This window comes from Acinetobacter sp. YH12131 (assembly GCF_013418635.1).
Lineage (GTDB): Bacteria > Pseudomonadota > Gammaproteobacteria > Pseudomonadales > Moraxellaceae > Acinetobacter > Acinetobacter towneri.
Map to the genome: position 1 here is coordinate 1 of NZ_VPBQ01000024.1, position 18,373 is coordinate 18,373.

Consider the following 18,373-nt stretch of genomic DNA (forward strand, 5'->3'; position numbering starts at 1 on the left):
TTTATCAATTAGCCTAAGTTGTTTTTAAAATTAATTTATTAAATAAAAAGCACTAAATCAAAGAAAGCTTTATTTAAAAATACCTATTAATTCAAAAACATACCATTTACTGAATATATGAAGCATAAGTTCCTGCTCTATCACTCACTCGTACTAAAATTACATCGCTCTTTTTACTGATACTAAACAATTTATGTCCACGCCACGTTCTGCGGCTTCGAGGGCTAGTTTTTGTTGAACCACTGAGAACAAGGACAACAAACTGCCTACTATATTTTCCCGGAGAGTGGTGTAGGAACTTTTTCATTATTGCTAATCATATCAGCGACAACATCAGCAACGAGCTCCTCTATTCCTGAGAATGCTTTAGACTGATCCGCATCATGTCAACGGCATTTTAAAATTGACCCCTTTTACCTTAAAAATGGCGAAGTAAAATTGCCCCCTTTGATCTCGTATTAAGTTTCAACCTGCGGCTGAATCCCAATTCTTTTTTTATCCTTCAAACGATAACTTTCACCCGATATCTGTACCACATGACAGTGATGTAATAGCCGATCTAACATCGCAGCGGTCAACGTAACATCATCCGCAAATGACTTAGACCATTGGCTAAAGGGTAAGTTACTCGTCAATATCGTACTGCCTTTTTCATAACGCTTGGCAATCACGTTAAAGAACAGATTCGCTTCTTCACGTCCAAACGGTAAATAACCAATTTCATCGATAATCAGTAACTTTGGTCCCAGTACCGCACGTTGCATATAGGTTTTCAGTTTACCTTGCTGGTAGGCTGTACTTAGTTGCAGCATGAGATCGGCGGCGGTAATGAACTTGATCTTAATGTTGTTCATGATGGCCTTATAGCCTAATGCCAAAGATAAGTGCGTTTTTCCTACTCCGCTAGCCCCGAGAAACACCACATTTTCTGCTCTAGCAATAAAGCTCAGATTGAACAGTTCAATCACCTGTGATTTAGGGGCCCCTAGGGCATAATTAAAATCATAGTCTTCCAGGGTTTTGACTTGAGGCAGGCCTGAGAGTTTCATCAGGACCTGCTGGCTGCGCTGTTGCCTGGCAGCATATTCATGCGTCAAGATAGCTTCAACAAAGTCGGCATAACTTCCATCTTGACCTAATGTTTGTTGTGCATGATGTGACCATTGTGATGCGATGGCAGGCAGATTGAGCTTTTGGCAAAGTTGCTCTATACGGTCGTATTGCAGATTCATCAGGAAACTCCCAGCAACTGGTCATATACCGATAAGGGATGCTGCAAACTCTCGTAGGGCATGACATGCTGTGCTGCTGCAACAGGTACAGTGCTGAAACCTGTATCTGATAGCGGTAATGGCGTAAATTTTTGCTGCTCCTGTTGCAGTCGAACAGCCGGTTTTTCTTGCGTGGTGGCATGAATCCGCTGATTGGCGGTTTCATGCAGCCACCGGCCAATGTGGGCATTGGCGACATCAACATCTAACAGTAAACCCGAAGTCTTCAGGCTTGCTTTCAATGGCACAATAAAGCTTGATTTGAGGTATCCATTAAAGCGTTCAACTTTGCCTTTAGTCTGTGCGCGGTAGGGCTTACATACGCGAGGACGAAAGCTGTATTTCTTGGCGCAGTCGAGCAGTTTGGGGTTCCATTTATGCTGCCCCTCCTGATAGGCATCCCGTTCAATCATGATCGTTTTAGCGTTATCAAACAGGATTTCCTGAGGTACTCCTGCAAAGAACTGAAATGCATTTTCTAGACCATCGATCCATGCATCGGTACGTTCATGATCATAAAATTTCACGAAAGTCGCTCTGGAATACCCTAATGTTGCGACAAAGGCTTTTAAAGTCGTGTTGTTGCGTCGAATTGTCGTGAAATCCACCTGCATTTGTTGGCCAGGTTGGGTTTCAAAACGAATGATCGGTTCTGGTTTAGCAACTGGTTTTAATGTTGCAAGATATTCCCTCAAGATCCTGATCTTTCCTGGATATCCCAACCTTAAAATTTCCTGGTAGAGCACAACAGCAGGAATCCATTCAGGATGAGCTGCGTTTACACGTTGGAGTAAATAGGGTTTATATGGATCAAGAATACTTGTTCTAGGTTGTGTACGCCGATACTAAGGTGTTTCCTTCTGCCGTAAATATTTACGCACAGTATTTCACAATACCCGCAGTTCACGACTAATGGCTTTAATAGATTTACCCTGTTGATGAAGAATTTGGATTGTCACTGCTTGCTCCAAAGTTAACATGTTGAGCAGTCCCAAATGACCGCTATATTAACCAAGGGGGTCAGTTTTTAAATGCCATTAGGGGGTCATTTTTACACTGCCGCTAACATCGGAATGATGAATCACATTCTTTGGCATGCCTCGATCATGCAATGCTTGCTCTAATGCATCGAGCACCATATCTGTATTCATTCGTGTAGATACTTTCCAGCCAACAATTGCTCGTGAGAACACATCAATAATAAAGGTGGTATAGACCCAGCCTGAATGAGTTTGAATATACGTAAAGTCACTGACCTGAGAAGCACTGCTTCGCAAGGGTCAGGATGATCAGCAGCAAAATTACGTTTCACTAAATCATCTGCTCGTTTTTGGTCATCTCGGCTACGGGTGGTTTGTTTGTTCTTACCTCGCCAAACACCTTGTATACCTAGCTTTTTCATTAATCGAGCAACAGTACAGCGTGCAATAATATAGCCTTCACGTTTCAGTTTTTGCCAGACTTTACGTACACCATACCGACCTGAACTTTCCTTCCAAATTCGTTTAATCTCCTCAGCATGATGCAAGTCATGTAAATCTCGCTTTGCTCGATGTTCTGGATTTTTGCAGAGATCTAGAGTCCGGTAATAGGTTGAGGGTGCGATCGGTAAAATTCTACAAATCGCCTCGACTCCGTACAGCTCTTTATTATTATGGATAAAATCCACCATTATTTGTGTGGGCGGTCGAGCTCCGCCTGGGCGAAAAAAGCGGCTGCTTTACGTAGAATCTCATTGGCGCGTTGCAGTTCTTTATTTTCACGTTCGAGTTGTTTAATACATTCTTGATCTGAAAGCTGCTGTACTTTAACTGGATTTAGTTTATCTAAATATTTTTGATACCAAACACGTAGTGTTTCAGGAGTACAACCTATCTTGGGAGCAATAGCGGTGATCGCAGCCCAATTCGATGGATAATCTTTTTCAGATTCAATCAATAATTGAACCGCTCTTTCTCTGATTTCAGGGGTATATTTTAATTTTGTCATCGGGATAGTCTCTCAGAATATTGACTTTCCGACAAACCCGGTACGGTTCAATCCAGTAATTCTGTAATCATTCCAATAACAGGGCACTACAATCAAATTGTTTTCATGTAAGCGTGACCATAATCGGACACCTAGATCATGTTTTATCTTCTCCAAGGTGAAATTGGAAATGAGCACAGTCGATTTCAAATTGTCATAGCGACTATATAAAATTTTATGCACCATTTCCAAACGTTTCTCATGCCGATCGTGCAAGCCATATTCATCGATAACCAGTAAATCAAAGCTAGAAAAGTGCTTGATCACTTCATTTTCAGAATGGGCAGTATCAGCCCATGTGTCCATCATTCTTTGGGCAATATCTGCACTGGTCGTGTAGCGTGCAGATCGTCTAGTATTGTGCAGAATGTTACGAATGACTGATGCACTCAGATGTGTTTTACCAATACCTGGTGTCCCGATGAGCAAAAGGTTTGGATGCAGATTTGAAATAATCTGTTGTGCAAAGGCTTGGCATAGTTGGATAGCATTGTCTTGTTGGGGACATGAAATCACATAATTTTTAAAACCACAGTCTAGATAGCGTTTATTTAGACCTGAATTTTTGATTTTTTGTTGTAGTAAGCACTGTTGTAATTCAGCTTCATAAGCGATCTGCGATTGATGTATAGTTTCTTTTGCACATAATTTGCAGAGCTTATGACCAGCAATTTCCATTACAGGTATTTGGTGTATAGGGCATACTGTTTTCGTTGCTTCTGTTGGAATTTGGAGTGTTTTAAACAAAGGATTCATGGTTATTCTCCTAAATCTATTTTGAATTTTTAAAAATATAAATCTTTTCTTCTCTCCAAAAGATCATCATCTTTTTATTGGAGATCACCGATGTCGACAGGTTTCCAAACGAAAAACTCTTATTTGTTTTCTACCTTTTAATTGGTGTAAAAGGGCTAAGGTCATCAATTAGATCACCTTAGTTTTTTGATTTATGTGTAAGCAAGATTGGTTAAGTAAAGGCGGGCTTTCATTGCCAAATTTGCATAATTGGCTTGCCCATCATCCAATTGTCGTTGTAACCAAAGCCTTAAAGCCTGATGATCATTAAAACATTTGTTGACGTTGAGCATGAAAGCGAGGTTGTGCAGTTTGGGAATTTGAAACTCCTCAATCAGCTCACGTGCAATTGCATCAACTTCCTGTGACACCACAACCCCACCAAAGAATGATTTAGTCATATTCATTCTCCATCTCATTGAGCTTTTCTAGCATCAGCTCAAAAGCACTGCCATCACGACGGGTAATATTAGGAACATAGCGACTGTAAACACGAAACAGCATTTCAGTCGTAGAATGTCCTAGTTGTTTGGCAATCCATTCCGGATTTTCACCAGCTGAGAGCCACAATGTCGCTGCAGTATGCCGTGTTTGATATGCACGACGACTTTTCAAACCTAAAAATCTTAATAATGGATGCCATACGCGTCGATTCACTAAGCGATAGTCCAATGGGTTGCCATTTCGCATAGAAAAAACGAATTCAGAGCGGTTCTTGACCATTTTCTTTTGTTCTAAGAGTGCTTGATAAACACGCTCACTCATTTGAATGCCACGGTCTGATCCAAAGGTTTTGGTATCACCAAGTTTGCCGTTGACTAATGCTTCTTTGATATAGATCTCACGCCGTTGAAAATTCACGTTTTGCCAACGTAGACCATCGATTTCACTGGTACGCATACCTGTGAAGAAGCGAACGGTGTAGTACGGTTTAAAGTCATCACGCACAGTCTCTATGATCTTTTGCACCTCTTGTAGGGTAAAAGGTGTAACGTCAATGCGACTTTCCTTGAGATTCTTAATATTTTTATAAGGCGAAACAAAGTTGTATCGTTCCGCTGCTTCATTAAGTATCATACGTAAAGGTGTCATGATCTGATTGATTCGGGATGCCTTCAGGCTTGCTTGTTTTAAACCGTAATTCACTTTGCCGAGAGAGGAACGGAATTCAAGCAAGTCTGGCTTCTTTATCTGATCTAAGCACTGATGGCCTAATGCAGGGATCAAATAATTATTTAAAATAATCAGTACCTTTTCCTGGTAGGAACTGCGCCATTCAATTTTTTTCTCATCAAACCAAATATGCGCAAAATCCTTAAATAGGGGTGTTGATGAGCTCAGTACAGCTTTACGTTGCTGTATCTCACTAAACTGTGCAACTCGTTTGCTTTTAGGAAAATACTTTGCATACTCGAAAGTCCCTAAAGTAATTTCTGCTTCAAGCTGTTCTAAACGTTTCTTTAAAAGTTTACGGTTTTGGGCCGTATCTTCGAGATTGGTTGTTTCTCTGCACCGTACACCTTGATAGCGGAAGTCGACAACGAGCTTTCCATAACGTTCTTGAATATTCGCCATATGCAGGACTCCTTATTGCAAAGTGGTTAGCCCTAGGCTGGTGAATTTCAACATATCTTCTTCGATACGTTCCCATACAAACAAAATTTTGCGTCCACCGAATGGGCGGATGTAATGAATGCCCTCAAGGAAAATACTGTCCTTAAGTTGGTTACGGATGGTACGTGGGTCGTAATGAATTTTTTCAGCCAACTGTTGGGCTGTCATATAGGTGTATGTCATAATGATATTCCTGTAAAACTTCATTGGATGTGGAGATAAATTACATCCTTGAAGATAAATTAACTCTAAAATTGCTCAAATGCAATGAAAAAGTAATCGGATTAGAGGAATTTATTGTGATTATTTGTAAACTTCCAACTCTTTTGGCTGAAAGAAGGATGAGGGTAGCAGATCTTATCCGTGGTACTGGTATTAATAAAACCACATTGCATAAGCTTTATAATGGAGATTTGACACGAATAGATTTTGATACTATTGATCGGGTATGTGATTTTTTAGATATACAGGTTGGGGAGTTATTTATATTTGAGCGGACTAATGATTTGTTAGCGCAGTCAAATAATAGAGATACCGATGATGAATAATAAAATAGATAATCAATAATTTTTTGTGTAATTACATGATAGGGGCTTGGTCATACAGATTCGGCCAACTTAGAAAGTAGCGCGTAAAAAAATAGAGTCACTTTTTGGTCACCATTTGGTCACCAATTTTAAATGTAATGTTCTGTTAACTTGCTTTTTTAAGTATCAGAAATTCTGATAGATAATAATACTATTTAAAATCAACAAAAAAAGCCCCAATCTTTCGACTGAGGCTTTTAAAATTCTGGAGCGGGAAACGAGACTCGAACTCGCGACCCCAACCTTGGCAATAGTCACCAACATAATTTACATTAAATTGTATAAATTGCTGTGTATATAAGTACAATAACATCAATAACTTACGTTTTAAAATATTTTTATTGGAATTAATGTTTATTAAGATCGTTTAATTTTGGTCACATAAGTTTTTAAAAATTTACCAAATAATCACCAACATAATTTTGTGATGATTAATTAGGTAAACCGAATGGTAAAAAATCAGGTTGATGGAGTTATATATGGCTGAACCGTACCGGGTTTGTCGGAGACTTTTTTATTTAAGTTAGGCCACCTGACCTAACGGGTTAATCTTATGCTGCTGTTAGGGTCTAAAAATAGCAGTTTTGAAGGGCTTTATCGAGTGATTTTTTCAACACTCTACGCAATTATGGATATCATAGTATCCACTTTATGTTTTATTTCGCTATAATGGATATAACTGTATCCATTTGGTCTTTGCGGATGAATTTTACCTTACTTGATGATACCGATGTAAGCCAAGCTTATGCGGCTTATTTACGTGAGTTACGCAAGCAGGCAAAGCTGTCGCGCGCTGCATTGGCTGAGCGAAGCTGCGTACCTGCGGCCACCATTAAGAAATTTGAGCTGACCGGGCAAATTTCATTTCGTCAATTGCTGTTGCTATGGCAGACACTTGATTCGCTAGATAGGCTTTATCAGCTCACGCAACTTAGCAAAGAACGCGCTGCTATACCCATGAGTATTGATGAGGTGCTAAAAGATGAGTTTTAAACCGATTCAGAAGCTTAATGTTACTCGTACGCTAAGCTCAGGTGAGCAGATATCTGTTGGAGTCTTGGCGCAGAATCGGCAAGGCGTTTTTTTTCAGTATACTGACGACTATTTGCAGCAGTTTGGCAATTTATCACCGTTTACCTTGCAAGCGAATACGCTAGTTCAAGCCGCACCTAAAGCGCCGCACCAAGGTGTACATGGCGTATTTGGGGATTGTTTGCCCGATGGCTGGGGCATGTTGTTACAAGATCGTATTTTCCGGCAAAAGGGCATCCTACCTAATCAATTAACGGCGATGGATAGACTGGCCTTTGTCGGTGATAAAGGCATGGGAGCGCTGTCTTTTGCTCCGGTGTCTGAGTTTTCAGCCACGACATACGCGGACATTGATTTAGCAACCTTGGGCTTAGAAGCACAAACGCTGTTCGATGCTTCAATGTCAGATTATATGGATGATAATCACGATGAGTTAGATGGGCATACGCAACAGGTGTTGGCCGCATTAGTCGCCGGTGGTAGTTCGGGTGGAGCAAGGCCTAAGGCGCAGATTTATATGCCTGCAGGGGAAACTCAGCATTGTCGAACCTTTGCTCAGCCTGGAGATGAGGCTTGGCTGATTAAGTTTACCTCGAAAAATCTCGCGCTCGGGCATGAAGAAGGGTTGTGTGAAGCGGTTTATTTGCAAATGGCCGAGCTTGCCAAGTGCCAACCACCAGTCTGGCAACTCATTGAAGCACCAACTACAAGCGGTGCGTCTGCCTGGTTGGCGCTTAAGCGTTTTGATTATGTCACGGAGCAGGCCCGTTTAAGCGGTAATCGCAGTTCAGGTCGCTTGCATATGCACAGCGCTTGCGGGCTGCTGGATGCAGACTTTCGAACGCCAAGTTTAGATTATATTGACTTGATCAAAGCCAGCCGTCAGTTGTGTAAATCTCCTGCTGCTGGGCAGCTGCAATTTCGCCGTGCCGTTTTTAACCTGCTGTCGTCTAACCAAGACGACCACAGTAAAAACTGGGCGTTTTTGCAAGCGGATGACGGTCAATGGAACCCTGCACCTTTTTACGATGTTACCTACAGCCCACATCCATTCAACGAACACGCCACTGCTTTCGGCGGTTATGGCAAAGCGCCATCGCTTAAGGTGATGCAAAAACTTGCTACTAGTGCTGGCTTTGCGAATTGGAATGATGCAAAGCAAGTTATTGAAGAAGTCGCAGAAGCCATCAGCCAATTTACGTATCTTGCCAAGCAACAAGGGATCAGTAAAACAACAATGTCCGTGATTGCTAAGACATTGGAGCAGCGTAAACAAGAAAATGCAGCGCTTTTTCTATAACAATAAGAAGGGACAGTAATGAAGCTCGGCCGAAACGATCCTTGCCATTGTGGCAGTGGTAAAAAATTTAAACGTTGTTGTATGAGCAGCGTTTCCAAGCAACATGCCCAAGTCTTCGATGATGTTGAAACCATGCTGGCAATGAACCCAAATTTGAGTCTTGATGAACTCAATGCCGCTTTGCAGCACAAAGTGCAAGAACGCAATCATCAACCTCATCCCGATTTTTGTGGCGTAACGCCAACGCAAATGGCCAATTGGCTTTATGCGCCTTTTGATGAATTAAAGTGGGTGACAATTTGCACTCCCGACTCTCTTTCTGCCAGCCCAATAATGCGTTATCTAGCCCTCATTCTTGATGAGGCCATGGCGCAAGAAGGCTCCTTCAAAGCCACGAGTAAAGGCAACTTACCGGCTAAGTTGGTTAAACAGGCCAGTGAGTTATTGCCTGAGTTTGCCGTTGCTCAATTAGAACGTAGTATAAGCATCAGCGAGTTTTCGGGCAGCAATGAAGACAAATTTAATGCCTTGCACTACACCCGAGTGCTTGCCGAAATTAGCGGTATTATTTATCGGCGCAGTGGCCGCTACCATGTAAAAAAATCAGCGCAAAAGCAGTATCAAGCGCTAGGCATACAGGCCTTTTTCAAACCTATGTTAGAGGCCGCTATCAGCAAATATAACTGGGGTTATTTGGACAGTTTCGAATACGATGTCGACTTGCGCACTTTTTGGTTGTTTATGCTGTGGCGTATTCAAAGCCACAACAGTGTGGAGCAGCTTGTGAAAGAGGTGATGACAGCTTTCCCTAATCTATTGCTGGTATTCCCTACGGATGATTACTTCTCGCCAGAAAGAAACTTAAGTATGCTCATCGAATCACGATTTATTGAGCGATTTTTGCAGTTTTGGGGATTTGTAACGATTGACCCAAGACGTTATATAAACGCTGAACAAGTCGCCAGAGTGATTCAGGTACAGCCTTTGTTAAAACAAACTTTTCAATTCACAATAAATAAATAGCAAGGTCACCGTGAGCGAATTTCAATACTATAAATTTGAGCGTCTGGATGGGTATTTAGATGCTAAAGCACGTCAAGCACTCAGAGCCATTTCAAGCCGTGCCGAGATCAGCGCTACGGCCTTTCAGGTGTATTACACCTACAGTGATCTAAAGGCCGAGCCTTTTGAGCTGATGTTAAAATACTTTGATATCGGTTTTTACTATGCCGATTGGGGCTCAATCGATGTATACATCAAGCTACCAGCAGGAACGCTTCCAGATGCGTTACTTGGCTTTTCAAGTGATGGACTTCATGTTCACGAAAACGATGAGTGGCAGTTGCTGATTTTTTCCCTTGAGGAGTGTGATGAGTATTTTGACGATGAGCATGCTGACGACTTTTTCCAGCATTTAGCCGCTTTACGCGGCGGGTTAATGCAAGGGGATTGGCGCCTTGTGTACTTAATGTGGCTCAAAGCGTTTGATTTTAATGATGGCGTTGAGCGAGTGCCGTTAATTCAATTCGATTTTGAGCACCTCAGGGAAGAGGAGCAGGCGTTTGCTGCGCTGTATGATATTCCCTTAGCATTGGTTAAGGCGCTCGCCATGGTGCTGAGCGAACAACCCAGTCACCAAGCCAAACAAACTCAGCTTACGCTTGATGCGTGGATCCATAATCTCTCGCAAGCAGAGAAAGACACGCTATTACGCACGTTGTTTGAGCAAGGCCAGCTAACCCGTCACCAAGCCTTAGCGCTGACGCGAAAAGAACCTGTCAACACAGACGAGATCTATCAATACTGGTTAACTTCCGCCGTCATTTCTCCTTTCATTGAGCAAGCGCAAAGTCAATTACAGCAAGAGCAAGCCGCAGCACTCGCAAAAAAATTAGCTATCGAAAAAGCGGAAAAAGAAAAAGCGTTGACGTATATCTACAATCAACGTGAGCACTACTGGCAGCAATCACAAGAGCAAGCGGATCGAACTTGCGCCAGTGGTTACGATGCGGCATCACGCTATCTGCATCAGCTGTTTGAGGCCTATCAGTTCAAAGCTGATGAAGCGGCGTTTGAACAACGTTTTAAGCGCTTTGTTGTGGCGAATAATAGCCGTAAAGCACTGTTAAATCGCTTGAGTGATTTGCTTTAAACGATGAGGCGATAGGCTGGCCAAATGACGTTAGCAAAAAACCGATTGAGGGTTGGTTGAAAGGTTGTAAGCCCACCAAAGGTCTACAAATTGTTACCTATGAAGTCACTTTGTGTAGACCTCGGGGTCTAAGTAACGCGCTTTTACCATCTCTGTGGTAAATACTGCGTGAAATACAAAGGCATCACGATATTGGTTTGCTCTAATGCGGATGAGCCTTGTGTACCCGTTAACTTAAAGGTTTTACTTGGAGTACATTTTTCAACGTAGGATGCCAACGATTTTGCTCTTGTACGTTTACCACTTTTGACCTCCACAGGGACGATATCGCCTTCATCGGTCGCCAAAATAAATTCGATTTCGGCACGGGCGTCATTCCATGAATAGCTTGGGTCAACGCCAATGGCAGTGAGCTCTTGTTGCACAAAGTTTTCAGCCACATAACCTTTGTATTCATAGTTTTGTTGCTTAATTTCTTTATAACTGCTGCCGAGCATATGATTAAGCAGACCCACATCAAACAAAAACAGTTTCACCATATTTTCTTTTTTATAGGCCGCTAACGGAGATTTCGGCAATCCTTCAATAGGGTAGTTTGGCAAAGCTAGGCGGCAGCAGTTAAGCCAATGGATCGCGGTTTCAAAATCGCTATAACGAGATTTACGCTCATGCACATGCTTAAATTTAAAGCGTTTAACCGACTCATCGCTGACAAGTGATAGCTGGGCTGGAATGCTATTAAATACCGATTCAATCAGTGTGGTGTCGACCTTGCCCGCGTACTTACCAAAATCGCGGCGATAACCTTCCACTAAATCGGCATGAATTTTTGTGACTTTTTCAACACGCTCTAGAATGCTTGAATCCTTATACTGATACCAAGCAGAAACGGCTTCCGGCATACCACCAGTAAAAAAGTAGTCAGTGAGTTTGTCCATCAATTTGGTGTGTACTGCCGGTGTGCTTGCTTGACTATCAAACGCTTTGATCAGCGCTTGCTCGTTGGATGCGTAAATAAATTCTTGGAAGGTCAGTGGTCGTAAATTGTATTGTTCTACCTTGCCCACAGGGAAGGTGTTGAGCAAACCAATATTCGAGCCGCTGGCAGCGACAAAATAGGACGGTGCTTTTTCAGCAAAGTACTTTAGTGAGGTAACGGCACGTTCACATTCGCCAATTTCATCTAATATCAGCAGATCGGTTTCTGGGTTGAACGCTTGGTTGGTTAACAACTCAATATTCATTACTAGCTCGTCAGGTGACAGAGAGCCATCGAACGCTTCTTTGTAGGCAGGGTTTTCAAGGAAGTCGATACGAAGGATGTTGGCAAAGGTATTCCCAAATAACTCTTGTAGCAGATAGGTTTTACCTGTTTGTCTTGCACCATCGATCAATAATGGCTTGCGCACCGGTTGATTTTTCCATGTTATTAGGGCGTTTAGTAAGTTGCGCTGCATTGTCATTTCCCGCCAATTAAGACTGTTAACTGCCTGTAGTATAACTCAGCCTACACTTTTACGCGCAGAAAAGTGCGGAATTTTACATTTTTATGCGCATAAAAGTGTAATTTGATGACCTTTGGCATTCAGGGATTCACATCATCGCCTTGGCCAACGCGCAAGCTAAACCTAAAAGTAGGATATAAATCCAATTATATTGAGTAAAGTGGGAATATAGTCCCTTTGGTTGGTGATATGGCTAAGCGTGACTTACACAATATATTGTTTCCAAAGCAGCGTAAAATCCTGACGCAGTTTGGTGAAGACTTGCTGTTGGCGATGAAAAGACGTGGTTTTACCAAAAAGCTACTGTGTGAACGTACTGGTTTTGATCATAAAACCGTGAATTAAGTCTTAGCCGGTGATCCGGGCGTTGCCATAGGCACTTACTTAAAGGTGATGGCCGTTCTTGGCATGGAAAGCAACTTTGCAGAAATGGCCGCCCATGATGAAGTGGGTATCAAGCTGCAAAACATAAAATTGCTGGAAGGTTCAAGATGAGCCGTGAAATCGTTGAAGTCTATGCCGACTGGCAGCCAATTGAAGCACCTTTGCTAATAGGGCTGCTTTCTTACAGCGATTCAAGCCGAGGTGGCGTGTTTAGTTTTGCCTACGATAAAGCATTTTTAACCTCAGCCTATCGCTTGCAAATTGATCCCATCCTGACCCTCCACTCCGGTGTACTCTAAAACGATGAAGTCGATAAAAGCTTCCGCGCATTTCTTGATTCATCGCCTGATAGATGGGGGCGTATTTTAATGCAGCGGCGTGCGGCGATTGAGGCGCGCAAAGGCATTCGAGCAACAAGTCGATTAAACGAATTGGATTACCTGCTGGGCGTAAATGACTCTTACCGGATGGGTGGTATTCGATTTAAGCGAACAGGCTCGAATGCTTTTTTGGACGACAATTCTGAATTTGCTGCGCCGCCAATGGCTTCTTTGCGAGAGCTAGAGCATGCAGCAATGCAGATTGAAAAAGACGATAACATCGACAGTGACGAGTATTACCGCTGGTTGAAAATGCTGATTTCTCCAGGCTCATCATTAGGTGGTGCAAGGCCCAAAGCTTGTGTCACAGATGAACAAGACCACTTGTGGATTGCTAAGTTTCCCAATTTAAACGATACCCATGATGTGGGCGCGTGGGAGATGGTCTGTTATGAATTGGCGTTAGCGGCAGGTGTTGACATGTTTCCAAGTGAGATGAGGCAATTTTCGTCACAGCACCATACCTTCTTAACAAAACGGTTTGACCGCGACGGTGACAAGCGGCTGCATTTTTCGTCGGCCATGACACAGCTTCAATACTATGATGGTGAACAATCTCAAGGTGCCAGCTACTTAGAGATTGCTGAATTTATTTCCAATTGTGGAGCACAAACCACAGCTGATTTAGCTCAGTTTTGGCGTATGGGGGTAAAGGCATGGGGAAGTGTTTAATGAAGTGCTGCTGTTTATTTTGGCTTGGTATTTGGTGAAGGGATGTTTTCTAATTTCAATGAAGGTTGCTTGTTACTGTTGTCATCAATGTACTCAAGGGCGTACCTCATAGCCTTGTAGCTTTTCTCGCGTTTTTTAAACATGCGTTGCAGCATAGGGAGAGTGCAGTCCACATAGTCGTGAATAGTGACTTGTGTTTTGCCTTCCGATTCACGATGAATACGACCGGCATATTGAGCCAATGTTCCTTTCCATGAGATGGGCATGGCCAAAAACAACGTATCCAGTCTTGGTAGGTCAAACCCTTCGCCTACATATTTTCCTGTTGCGACGACGACTTGAGCCGATTGCAGATGATTGTCAGCGTTCTTGCGTTCCGCAGCTTTCATGGCGCCTTTAAGTACGACAGTGCTTATACCCATTTCGGTAAGTCGTGAGTGTATGGATTCTGCGTGCTCTCTACGCTCTGTAAGGACTAACGGGTGTCCGCCATTTTGAACACACTCGTAGGCGTCTGAGACGATTTTTGAAGTGCGCTGCTCATTATTGACGAGCCAGCGGTAGGCATCGCTTATTTTGGGGCGCTCATCTGTTTTTATAAGCTCTGCTGCTGGTACATCGTAGAGCTGATGAATCATCACGGTTTGAGTAAATTGCTCATCAGGGCTTTGTTTCACTTTGTAGCGAATAGGCCCTGCCGCCATAAAAATGATCTTTTGATGACCATCTTGTCGCTCTGGTGTTGCTGTAAGGCCCAATACATATTTTGCTCTTACCTCGTTGAGTACCATTTCAAACCTTGGTGCAGATAGGTGGTGGCATTCGTCAACAATAATATGGCCGTAGTCTTGAATGAGAGGAGTGATGGAATTGTCTTTTTTATTAACCAAACTTTGGTAGGTGGCTATGTCGATAATGCCACTCGGCTTTCTTTTACCTCCGCCTATACTGCCAATGGTTACTTCGGGTAGGAACGTGCGTAAGCGCTCTTGCCATTGTTCGAGCAGTTGTCGGCTATGAACCAGTATGAGGGTATTTACTTTGCGTTTTACGATCATAGCAATGGCAGTAACCGTTTTTCCAAATGCAGTTGGCGCATGCAAAATACCGAAGTCATGTTTAGATATTGCGGCCACTGCGTCACGCTGGTTCTTTCGCAAAGTGAACTCAGGGGTAAGCTTTAATAATGGTTTACCAATTTCACGCTTATCGTCAAATAGTGGCGAAATGTTTTGCTCTTGTAGCAAAGCAATCGCATCATCGAGGCAGCCTCGCGGTAGTGCTAGATAACCGTTTTCAATACGAGCACAGGAAATAAACCTCGGAATGCCATGGGTTGAAAAGCGCAACGCTTGTGTTTTAAAAAACACAGGATTAGAAAAACTAGCTAATCGCTTTAGTCCGGCCAGTAATGGCCCAGGTAACTCGCTCATCAAAAAGTAGATATGGTTGGCCAAGGTAATGGTCACGTTTTTCGGCAAAGACTCTAATTTTATTGGTGCGGCTTTGGCTGTGATTTCCCAAGGAGGGCGGTTGTCTGTTAGCCCTTGCTCGGACAGTAATAGGGTGTTGGGTGAAATAGTTGTTATGAGTTGGTCAATACTCGACTGAGTGAGCGTTTTAAGCTCAGCAAGGTACCGCCATTGATCATCGATGGCATTCAGGTCACTGTCAACAAAGCAACTACGACCTGAAAGGCGAGCCTCCTTTTGAAGTGGTAACGCAATGAGATTGCCAAACCCGCCTTCAGGAAGTACATCTTGGTTAGGAAAGAGCCTGTCATAGGAGTCAAACGATAGATTTGGAAATATTTCCATGGCTTTATCAAGCAAAGCGAAACCCAGTGCCCGAGCATGGTTCGCTGGGATATTGGTTTCAAAAAATATCCATAAGTGAGCCCCGTTGCCAGAACGCGAGATTTCTATCGCGTGCGGAATATCAAACGCTTGGCACACTTTAGACATTGCTTTGACTTCTTCTTGCCAACAGCCTTTGTCAAAATCGGCTGCCAACAAATAGCACGAATTATCTTTAAGTAGTGGATACAGACCAACCACTTGATGACCGGCAAGGTGCCTGTAAATAATGTGCTCGTTTAATTCGCTAAACTTTCGGTGTGAACAGTCTTGGCATTTAATGCGGGGTTTGTTGCATAGCCCGCTTACCCACTCATTATCACAGGCTACGGAATAGCCACTGCGCCCCTGTTGATTTTGCCAACGATTGGCAAAGATATCCTCTCTTCCACGAAATCGTTGTCTGAATAAGGCGACCTTTTGTTCTGGCGTGAATGTCTGTACTGAACGCTCGATTTGAGCGCTACGCAAAGCCTCTCTTAATGCGAGAAGCTGCTGCTTTTCATTTTCAAGCTCAGCTAGCCTGTTATCAATAGCAGAAATGTTTGGGTAGCGAGCGTCATTCATAACAAACTAATTTTGATTCGCAGCACTATAAAGCGCGAACTTGCGGTGGCTTGATCAGCGACTCTGCTGGAATACCTAACCCTTCATGAAGTTTCCAAATCATTTTTAGCGTGAGTGATCGCTTATGGTTTAGGATTTCATAAACACGATTGCTTTTACCTATCATGGGTTCAAGATCTTTAACGGTTAAGCCTTTGCGCTCCATCTCAAACTTTATTGCCTCAACAGGGTCTGGCAAATCCATTGGAAAATGCTTTGCTTCGTAGGCCTCGACTAACGTAACCAAAATGTCCAGCTTTTCGCCTTCGACGGTATCAGGCTCCGCCATCATTAGGTTTTCGATGTCGTTTAATGCCGCGCGGTAGTCGGCATCTGTTTTAATAGGTCTGATGTCCATTATATTTACCTCTTGTTACTACCTTTTGGCTTCAAATCGTTTGTACATCAATTTTATCGTATTGCGCATGGCTGCCGATAAACCGTATGTAAACCACTTTGTACGCATAATTGATCCAAGCAACTAACCGGTATTTATTACCGGCAATGTTAAACACGACACGCCCATCTTTGAGGATGCTGGCATTTCTAAAGTCCTGTTTCACATCCGCCGGTGCTCCCCAATCAGCGTTTAATGCATGCCTATACCAAGCTAACGTTGGCTCTTTAGCGTCAATGTATTCTGAGCTGTCTTCCCAAAATGTTTTTAAGGTTGATAGTGCGATAATTCTCATAAATAGATATTAGTCCCAATTTGGGACTTTTGCAAGTTTGGTATTCTTGATGCGGTTAGGAGTTGTTACCGCATCCCCAATTGCCCCATTCCTTGGGGCGGTTCACATCCCTCTTATTCACCCTCTTAAGCTCGGCATATCAAGTGTTGCCCCATTGTCCCAACTGCCACGGTAAGTGATCAAATGGGGGGCTTGCTATTTTCGCCTGATGGGCCTTTTCGACATGCGGCTGCGTTTGCCATCGAAGAAGGCCAATACTCTGAACCAATAGAGTGATTCTTCATACCCCAAGCTGTGCGTTGGACGTGCAGGCGGGATGAGCCCCAGTTTGCGTCCTAAACTGACAATCACGTAGAAGCGAACGGAAAATACCTATACGAGCCTGAAACTGTGGCTGAAGTTGAGCATATTCTAGGTGCTGTTGTTGTTCTATTAAGACAGCCGATTTATTCACTCGGTTTAGGCTGTGTGATTAATGTGTTTAGAACAGCCCAAGCTTTAAATATTGGGCTTGAAATTGGGGCAGAGAAGGATAACTTGTATCTCAAACCTGATCTGACAGTTACCCATTTTTTATTGTTTCTATCAGGTTAAATTTTCTAGATGTGTATGAAGGCTAATTGCAGAAATTTGATTGATATTGGTACACAAACTGAGTCTTTGTTGCTGTCGAAGTTGGTGCATTATATTGGGTTAAACCTTTTAAAGCACTGAAGCTTAAAGCAGCACGATCAACTACTTTTCTTGTGAAATTCGCATTGGGATCTGAATATTTAAACGAAATTTCTGCTAAAACAGGTTTTAGACTACCGTAAGGCAATAGGGTATACCATAAACTTAACTCTAAATCTGCATCGAATTCACCTAAATCAATCGTTGCACCACTATATTTTCGTTCATAGATAGTTAGACCACCAACTTGATTCAGGGCTAGACTATTATTAAAATTATAGTCATTTTTGAAGCCAGTAAATAGAATATTGATATCCTCAAAATCGTTAATGGTTCGCGAGGTTGGTACGGTTGTTGACTTGCTTGCAACTACAAGGAAACTCAAGTTATCTTTACGAGTAATGTCATCTTCTAGCTTAGTTTTTGCGCCTGATACATTGCTAGTCAAATCTTTGAAGTCAGCAATATAATGGTCATATCCACGATACTTTAAAGTTACTTCTTTTGTACCATTTTCATTACGCTCTCTGAAGCTGTATCCCATATTTTTTAAAGTACAGCTTCCTTGAGTATCGTAAAAGCGGATTTCTCTTTGTGTATCAAAGATCATAGCACCAGTTACGTCACGACTGATTTTATTTTCAATCGCATTTTTCACCGCTGAAAAATAGCTATTTATGCTGCTTGCTTCATTTCCATAATTAAAATTTATGGGATCTAATAGTACTTTGTATTCGCGAGATGTGACTTTGGGAGATGCATAGCTCAGCGATGGTAGCACTGTAATTGCCAAGAAAGTTATCAAAGCCGATTGAGTTATTCTCATT

The 18,373-nt window shown here is 42.6% G+C and carries 16 protein-coding genes, 4 pseudogenes and 1 other annotated feature; of the genes and pseudogenes, 8 read left to right on the plus strand and 12 right to left on the minus strand.

Annotation, left to right across the window (positions count from 1 at the left end):
* Positions 1-458 precede the first annotated feature (458 nt).
* From istB to FTU66_RS12685, 7 genes and pseudogenes are all read right to left on the minus strand, one after another.
* Positions 459-1,232, minus strand: a complete 774-nt coding sequence (istB, locus tag FTU66_RS12655; RefSeq protein WP_180112904.1) for an IS21-like element ISAba8 family helper ATPase IstB — start codon at positions 1,230-1,232, stop codon at positions 459-461.
* Positions 1,232-2,251, minus strand: a pseudogene (istA, locus tag FTU66_RS12660) (IS21 family transposase). The gene istB and the pseudogene istA overlap by 1 nt, the downstream one beginning before the upstream one ends.
* An 87-nt stretch (positions 2,252-2,338) precedes the next feature.
* Positions 2,339-3,260, minus strand: a pseudogene (locus FTU66_RS12665) (IS3 family transposase); the annotation flags it as partial.
* Positions 2,869-2,985, minus strand: a sequence feature (AL1L pseudoknot). (Overlaps the previous pseudogene by 117 nt.)
* Before the next feature lie 12 nt (positions 3,261-3,272).
* Positions 3,273-4,055: an ATP-binding protein gene (locus FTU66_RS12670; protein ID WP_180112905.1), complete on the minus strand. Its 783-nt coding sequence runs from the start codon at positions 4,053-4,055 to the stop codon at positions 3,273-3,275.
* Positions 4,056-4,246: 191 nt separating this feature from the next.
* A complete protein-coding gene (locus FTU66_RS12675) occupies positions 4,247-4,495 on the minus strand; it encodes a hypothetical protein (protein ID WP_004644829.1) in 249 nt (82 codons plus the stop codon).
* Positions 4,488-5,669 (minus strand): Arm DNA-binding domain-containing protein, encoded by a 1,182-nt coding sequence (locus tag FTU66_RS12680; RefSeq protein WP_004644830.1) that lies wholly within the window; start codon positions 5,667-5,669, stop codon positions 4,488-4,490. The genes FTU66_RS12675 and FTU66_RS12680 overlap by 8 nt, the downstream gene beginning before the upstream one ends.
* Before the next feature lie 12 nt (positions 5,670-5,681).
* On the minus strand, positions 5,682-5,891 hold the full coding sequence (locus FTU66_RS12685; protein WP_004644831.1) for a hypothetical protein: 210 nt from the start codon (positions 5,889-5,891) through the stop codon (positions 5,682-5,684).
* 116 nt (positions 5,892-6,007) lie between these two features.
* Here FTU66_RS12685 and FTU66_RS12690 point away from each other — a divergent pair, with 116 nt between their 5' ends.
* The 5 genes from FTU66_RS12690 (at position 6,008) to FTU66_RS12710 (ending at position 10,779) form a co-directional block, all read left to right on the plus strand.
* Positions 6,008-6,256 (plus strand): helix-turn-helix transcriptional regulator, encoded by a 249-nt coding sequence (locus FTU66_RS12690; RefSeq protein ID WP_004644833.1) that lies wholly within the window; start codon positions 6,008-6,010, stop codon positions 6,254-6,256.
* Positions 6,257-6,997: 741 nt separating this feature from the next.
* On the plus strand, positions 6,998-7,288 hold the full coding sequence (locus FTU66_RS12695) for a helix-turn-helix transcriptional regulator (RefSeq protein WP_070153163.1): 291 nt from the start codon (positions 6,998-7,000) through the stop codon (positions 7,286-7,288).
* Positions 7,278-8,627, plus strand: a complete 1,350-nt coding sequence (locus tag FTU66_RS12700) for a type II toxin-antitoxin system HipA family toxin (RefSeq protein ID WP_154320132.1) — start codon at positions 7,278-7,280, stop codon at positions 8,625-8,627. Before FTU66_RS12695 ends, FTU66_RS12700 begins: the two co-directional genes overlap by 11 nt.
* Before the next feature lie 18 nt (positions 8,628-8,645).
* Complete coding sequence (locus tag FTU66_RS12705; RefSeq protein WP_070153169.1) at positions 8,646-9,650, plus strand: YecA family protein; 1,005 nt, start codon at positions 8,646-8,648, stop codon at positions 9,648-9,650.
* A 10-nt stretch (positions 9,651-9,660) separates the two neighbouring features.
* Entirely contained in the window at positions 9,661-10,779 is a 1,119-nt protein-coding gene (locus FTU66_RS12710) for a hypothetical protein (RefSeq protein ID WP_154320131.1), read from the plus strand.
* A gap of 143 nt (positions 10,780-10,922) precedes the next feature.
* On the opposite strand, the gene FTU66_RS12715 is transcribed toward FTU66_RS12710, so the two are convergent.
* On the minus strand, positions 10,923-12,236 hold the full coding sequence (locus FTU66_RS12715; protein ID WP_070153175.1) for an ATP-binding protein: 1,314 nt from the start codon (positions 12,234-12,236) through the stop codon (positions 10,923-10,925).
* A gap of 237 nt (positions 12,237-12,473) precedes the next feature.
* Between FTU66_RS12715 and FTU66_RS13735 the strand changes: the two are divergent.
* Both FTU66_RS13735 and FTU66_RS12725 read left to right on the plus strand, forming a co-directional pair.
* Positions 12,474-12,779: pseudogene (locus tag FTU66_RS13735) on the plus strand (transcriptional regulator).
* Positions 12,776-13,690 (plus strand): annotated as a pseudogene (locus FTU66_RS12725) (type II toxin-antitoxin system HipA family toxin); the annotation flags it as partial. The pseudogenes FTU66_RS13735 and FTU66_RS12725, both read left to right, overlap by 4 nt.
* A gap of 44 nt (positions 13,691-13,734) precedes the next feature.
* Here the strand turns inward: FTU66_RS12725 and FTU66_RS12730 are convergent.
* From FTU66_RS12730 to FTU66_RS12740, 3 genes are read right to left on the minus strand one after another with little or no spacing between them, the layout of a single operon-like run.
* On the minus strand, positions 13,735-16,143 hold the full coding sequence (locus FTU66_RS12730; protein ID WP_094069352.1) for a DEAD/DEAH box helicase family protein: 2,409 nt from the start codon (positions 16,141-16,143) through the stop codon (positions 13,735-13,737).
* Between the two features lie 25 nt (positions 16,144-16,168).
* The gene (locus FTU66_RS12735) at positions 16,169-16,540 is read right to left on the minus strand and encodes a type II toxin-antitoxin system HigA family antitoxin (RefSeq protein ID WP_000354814.1); all 372 of its coding nucleotides are present in this window, start codon (positions 16,538-16,540) and stop codon (positions 16,169-16,171) included.
* 31 nt (positions 16,541-16,571) lie between these two features.
* Positions 16,572-16,874: a type II toxin-antitoxin system HigB family toxin gene (locus tag FTU66_RS12740; RefSeq protein ID WP_154320130.1), complete on the minus strand. Its 303-nt coding sequence runs from the start codon at positions 16,872-16,874 to the stop codon at positions 16,572-16,574.
* 390 nt (positions 16,875-17,264) lie between these two features.
* Between FTU66_RS12740 and FTU66_RS12745 the strand changes: the two genes are divergently transcribed.
* Positions 17,265-17,468, plus strand: a complete 204-nt coding sequence (locus tag FTU66_RS12745) for a hypothetical protein (protein ID WP_094069354.1) — start codon at positions 17,265-17,267, stop codon at positions 17,466-17,468.
* A 22-nt stretch (positions 17,469-17,490) separates the two neighbouring features.
* Here FTU66_RS12745 and FTU66_RS12750 read toward each other — a convergent pair whose 3' ends face one another.
* Entirely contained in the window at positions 17,491-18,372 is an 882-nt protein-coding gene (locus FTU66_RS12750) for a hypothetical protein (protein ID WP_094069355.1), read from the minus strand.
* Position 18,373 lies beyond the last annotated feature (1 nt).

Bases quoted from the DNA above. Each gene is read 5' to 3' on its own strand.
- istB (WP_180112904.1), bottom strand. From the start codon at position 1,232: ATGAATCTGCAATACGACCGTATAGAGCAACTTTGCCAAAAGCTCAAT.
- FTU66_RS12670 (WP_180112905.1), bottom strand. From the start codon at position 4,055: ATGAATCCTTTGTTTAAAACACTCCAAATTCCAACAGAAGCAACGAAA.
- FTU66_RS12675 (WP_004644829.1), bottom strand. From the start codon at position 4,495: ATGACTAAATCATTCTTTGGTGGGGTTGTGGTGTCACAGGAAGTTGAT.
- FTU66_RS12680 (WP_004644830.1), bottom strand. From the start codon at position 5,669: ATGGCGAATATTCAAGAACGTTATGGAAAGCTCGTTGTCGACTTCCGC.
- FTU66_RS12685 (WP_004644831.1), bottom strand. From the start codon at position 5,891: ATGACATACACCTATATGACAGCCCAACAGTTGGCTGAAAAAATTCAT.
- FTU66_RS12695 (WP_070153163.1), top strand. From the start codon at position 6,998: ATGAATTTTACCTTACTTGATGATACCGATGTAAGCCAAGCTTATGCG.
- FTU66_RS12700 (WP_154320132.1), top strand. From the start codon at position 7,278: ATGAGTTTTAAACCGATTCAGAAGCTTAATGTTACTCGTACGCTAAGC.
- FTU66_RS12705 (WP_070153169.1), top strand. From the start codon at position 8,646: ATGAAGCTCGGCCGAAACGATCCTTGCCATTGTGGCAGTGGTAAAAAA.
- FTU66_RS12715 (WP_070153175.1), bottom strand. From the start codon at position 12,236: ATGCAGCGCAACTTACTAAACGCCCTAATAACATGGAAAAATCAACCG.
- FTU66_RS12730 (WP_094069352.1), bottom strand. From the start codon at position 16,143: ATGAATGACGCTCGCTACCCAAACATTTCTGCTATTGATAACAGGCTA.
- FTU66_RS12735 (WP_000354814.1), bottom strand. From the start codon at position 16,540: ATGGACATCAGACCTATTAAAACAGATGCCGACTACCGCGCGGCATTA.
- FTU66_RS12740 (WP_154320130.1), bottom strand. From the start codon at position 16,874: ATGAGAATTATCGCACTATCAACCTTAAAAACATTTTGGGAAGACAGC.
- FTU66_RS12750 (WP_094069355.1), bottom strand. From the start codon at position 18,372: ATGAGAATAACTCAATCGGCTTTGATAACTTTCTTGGCAATTACAGTG.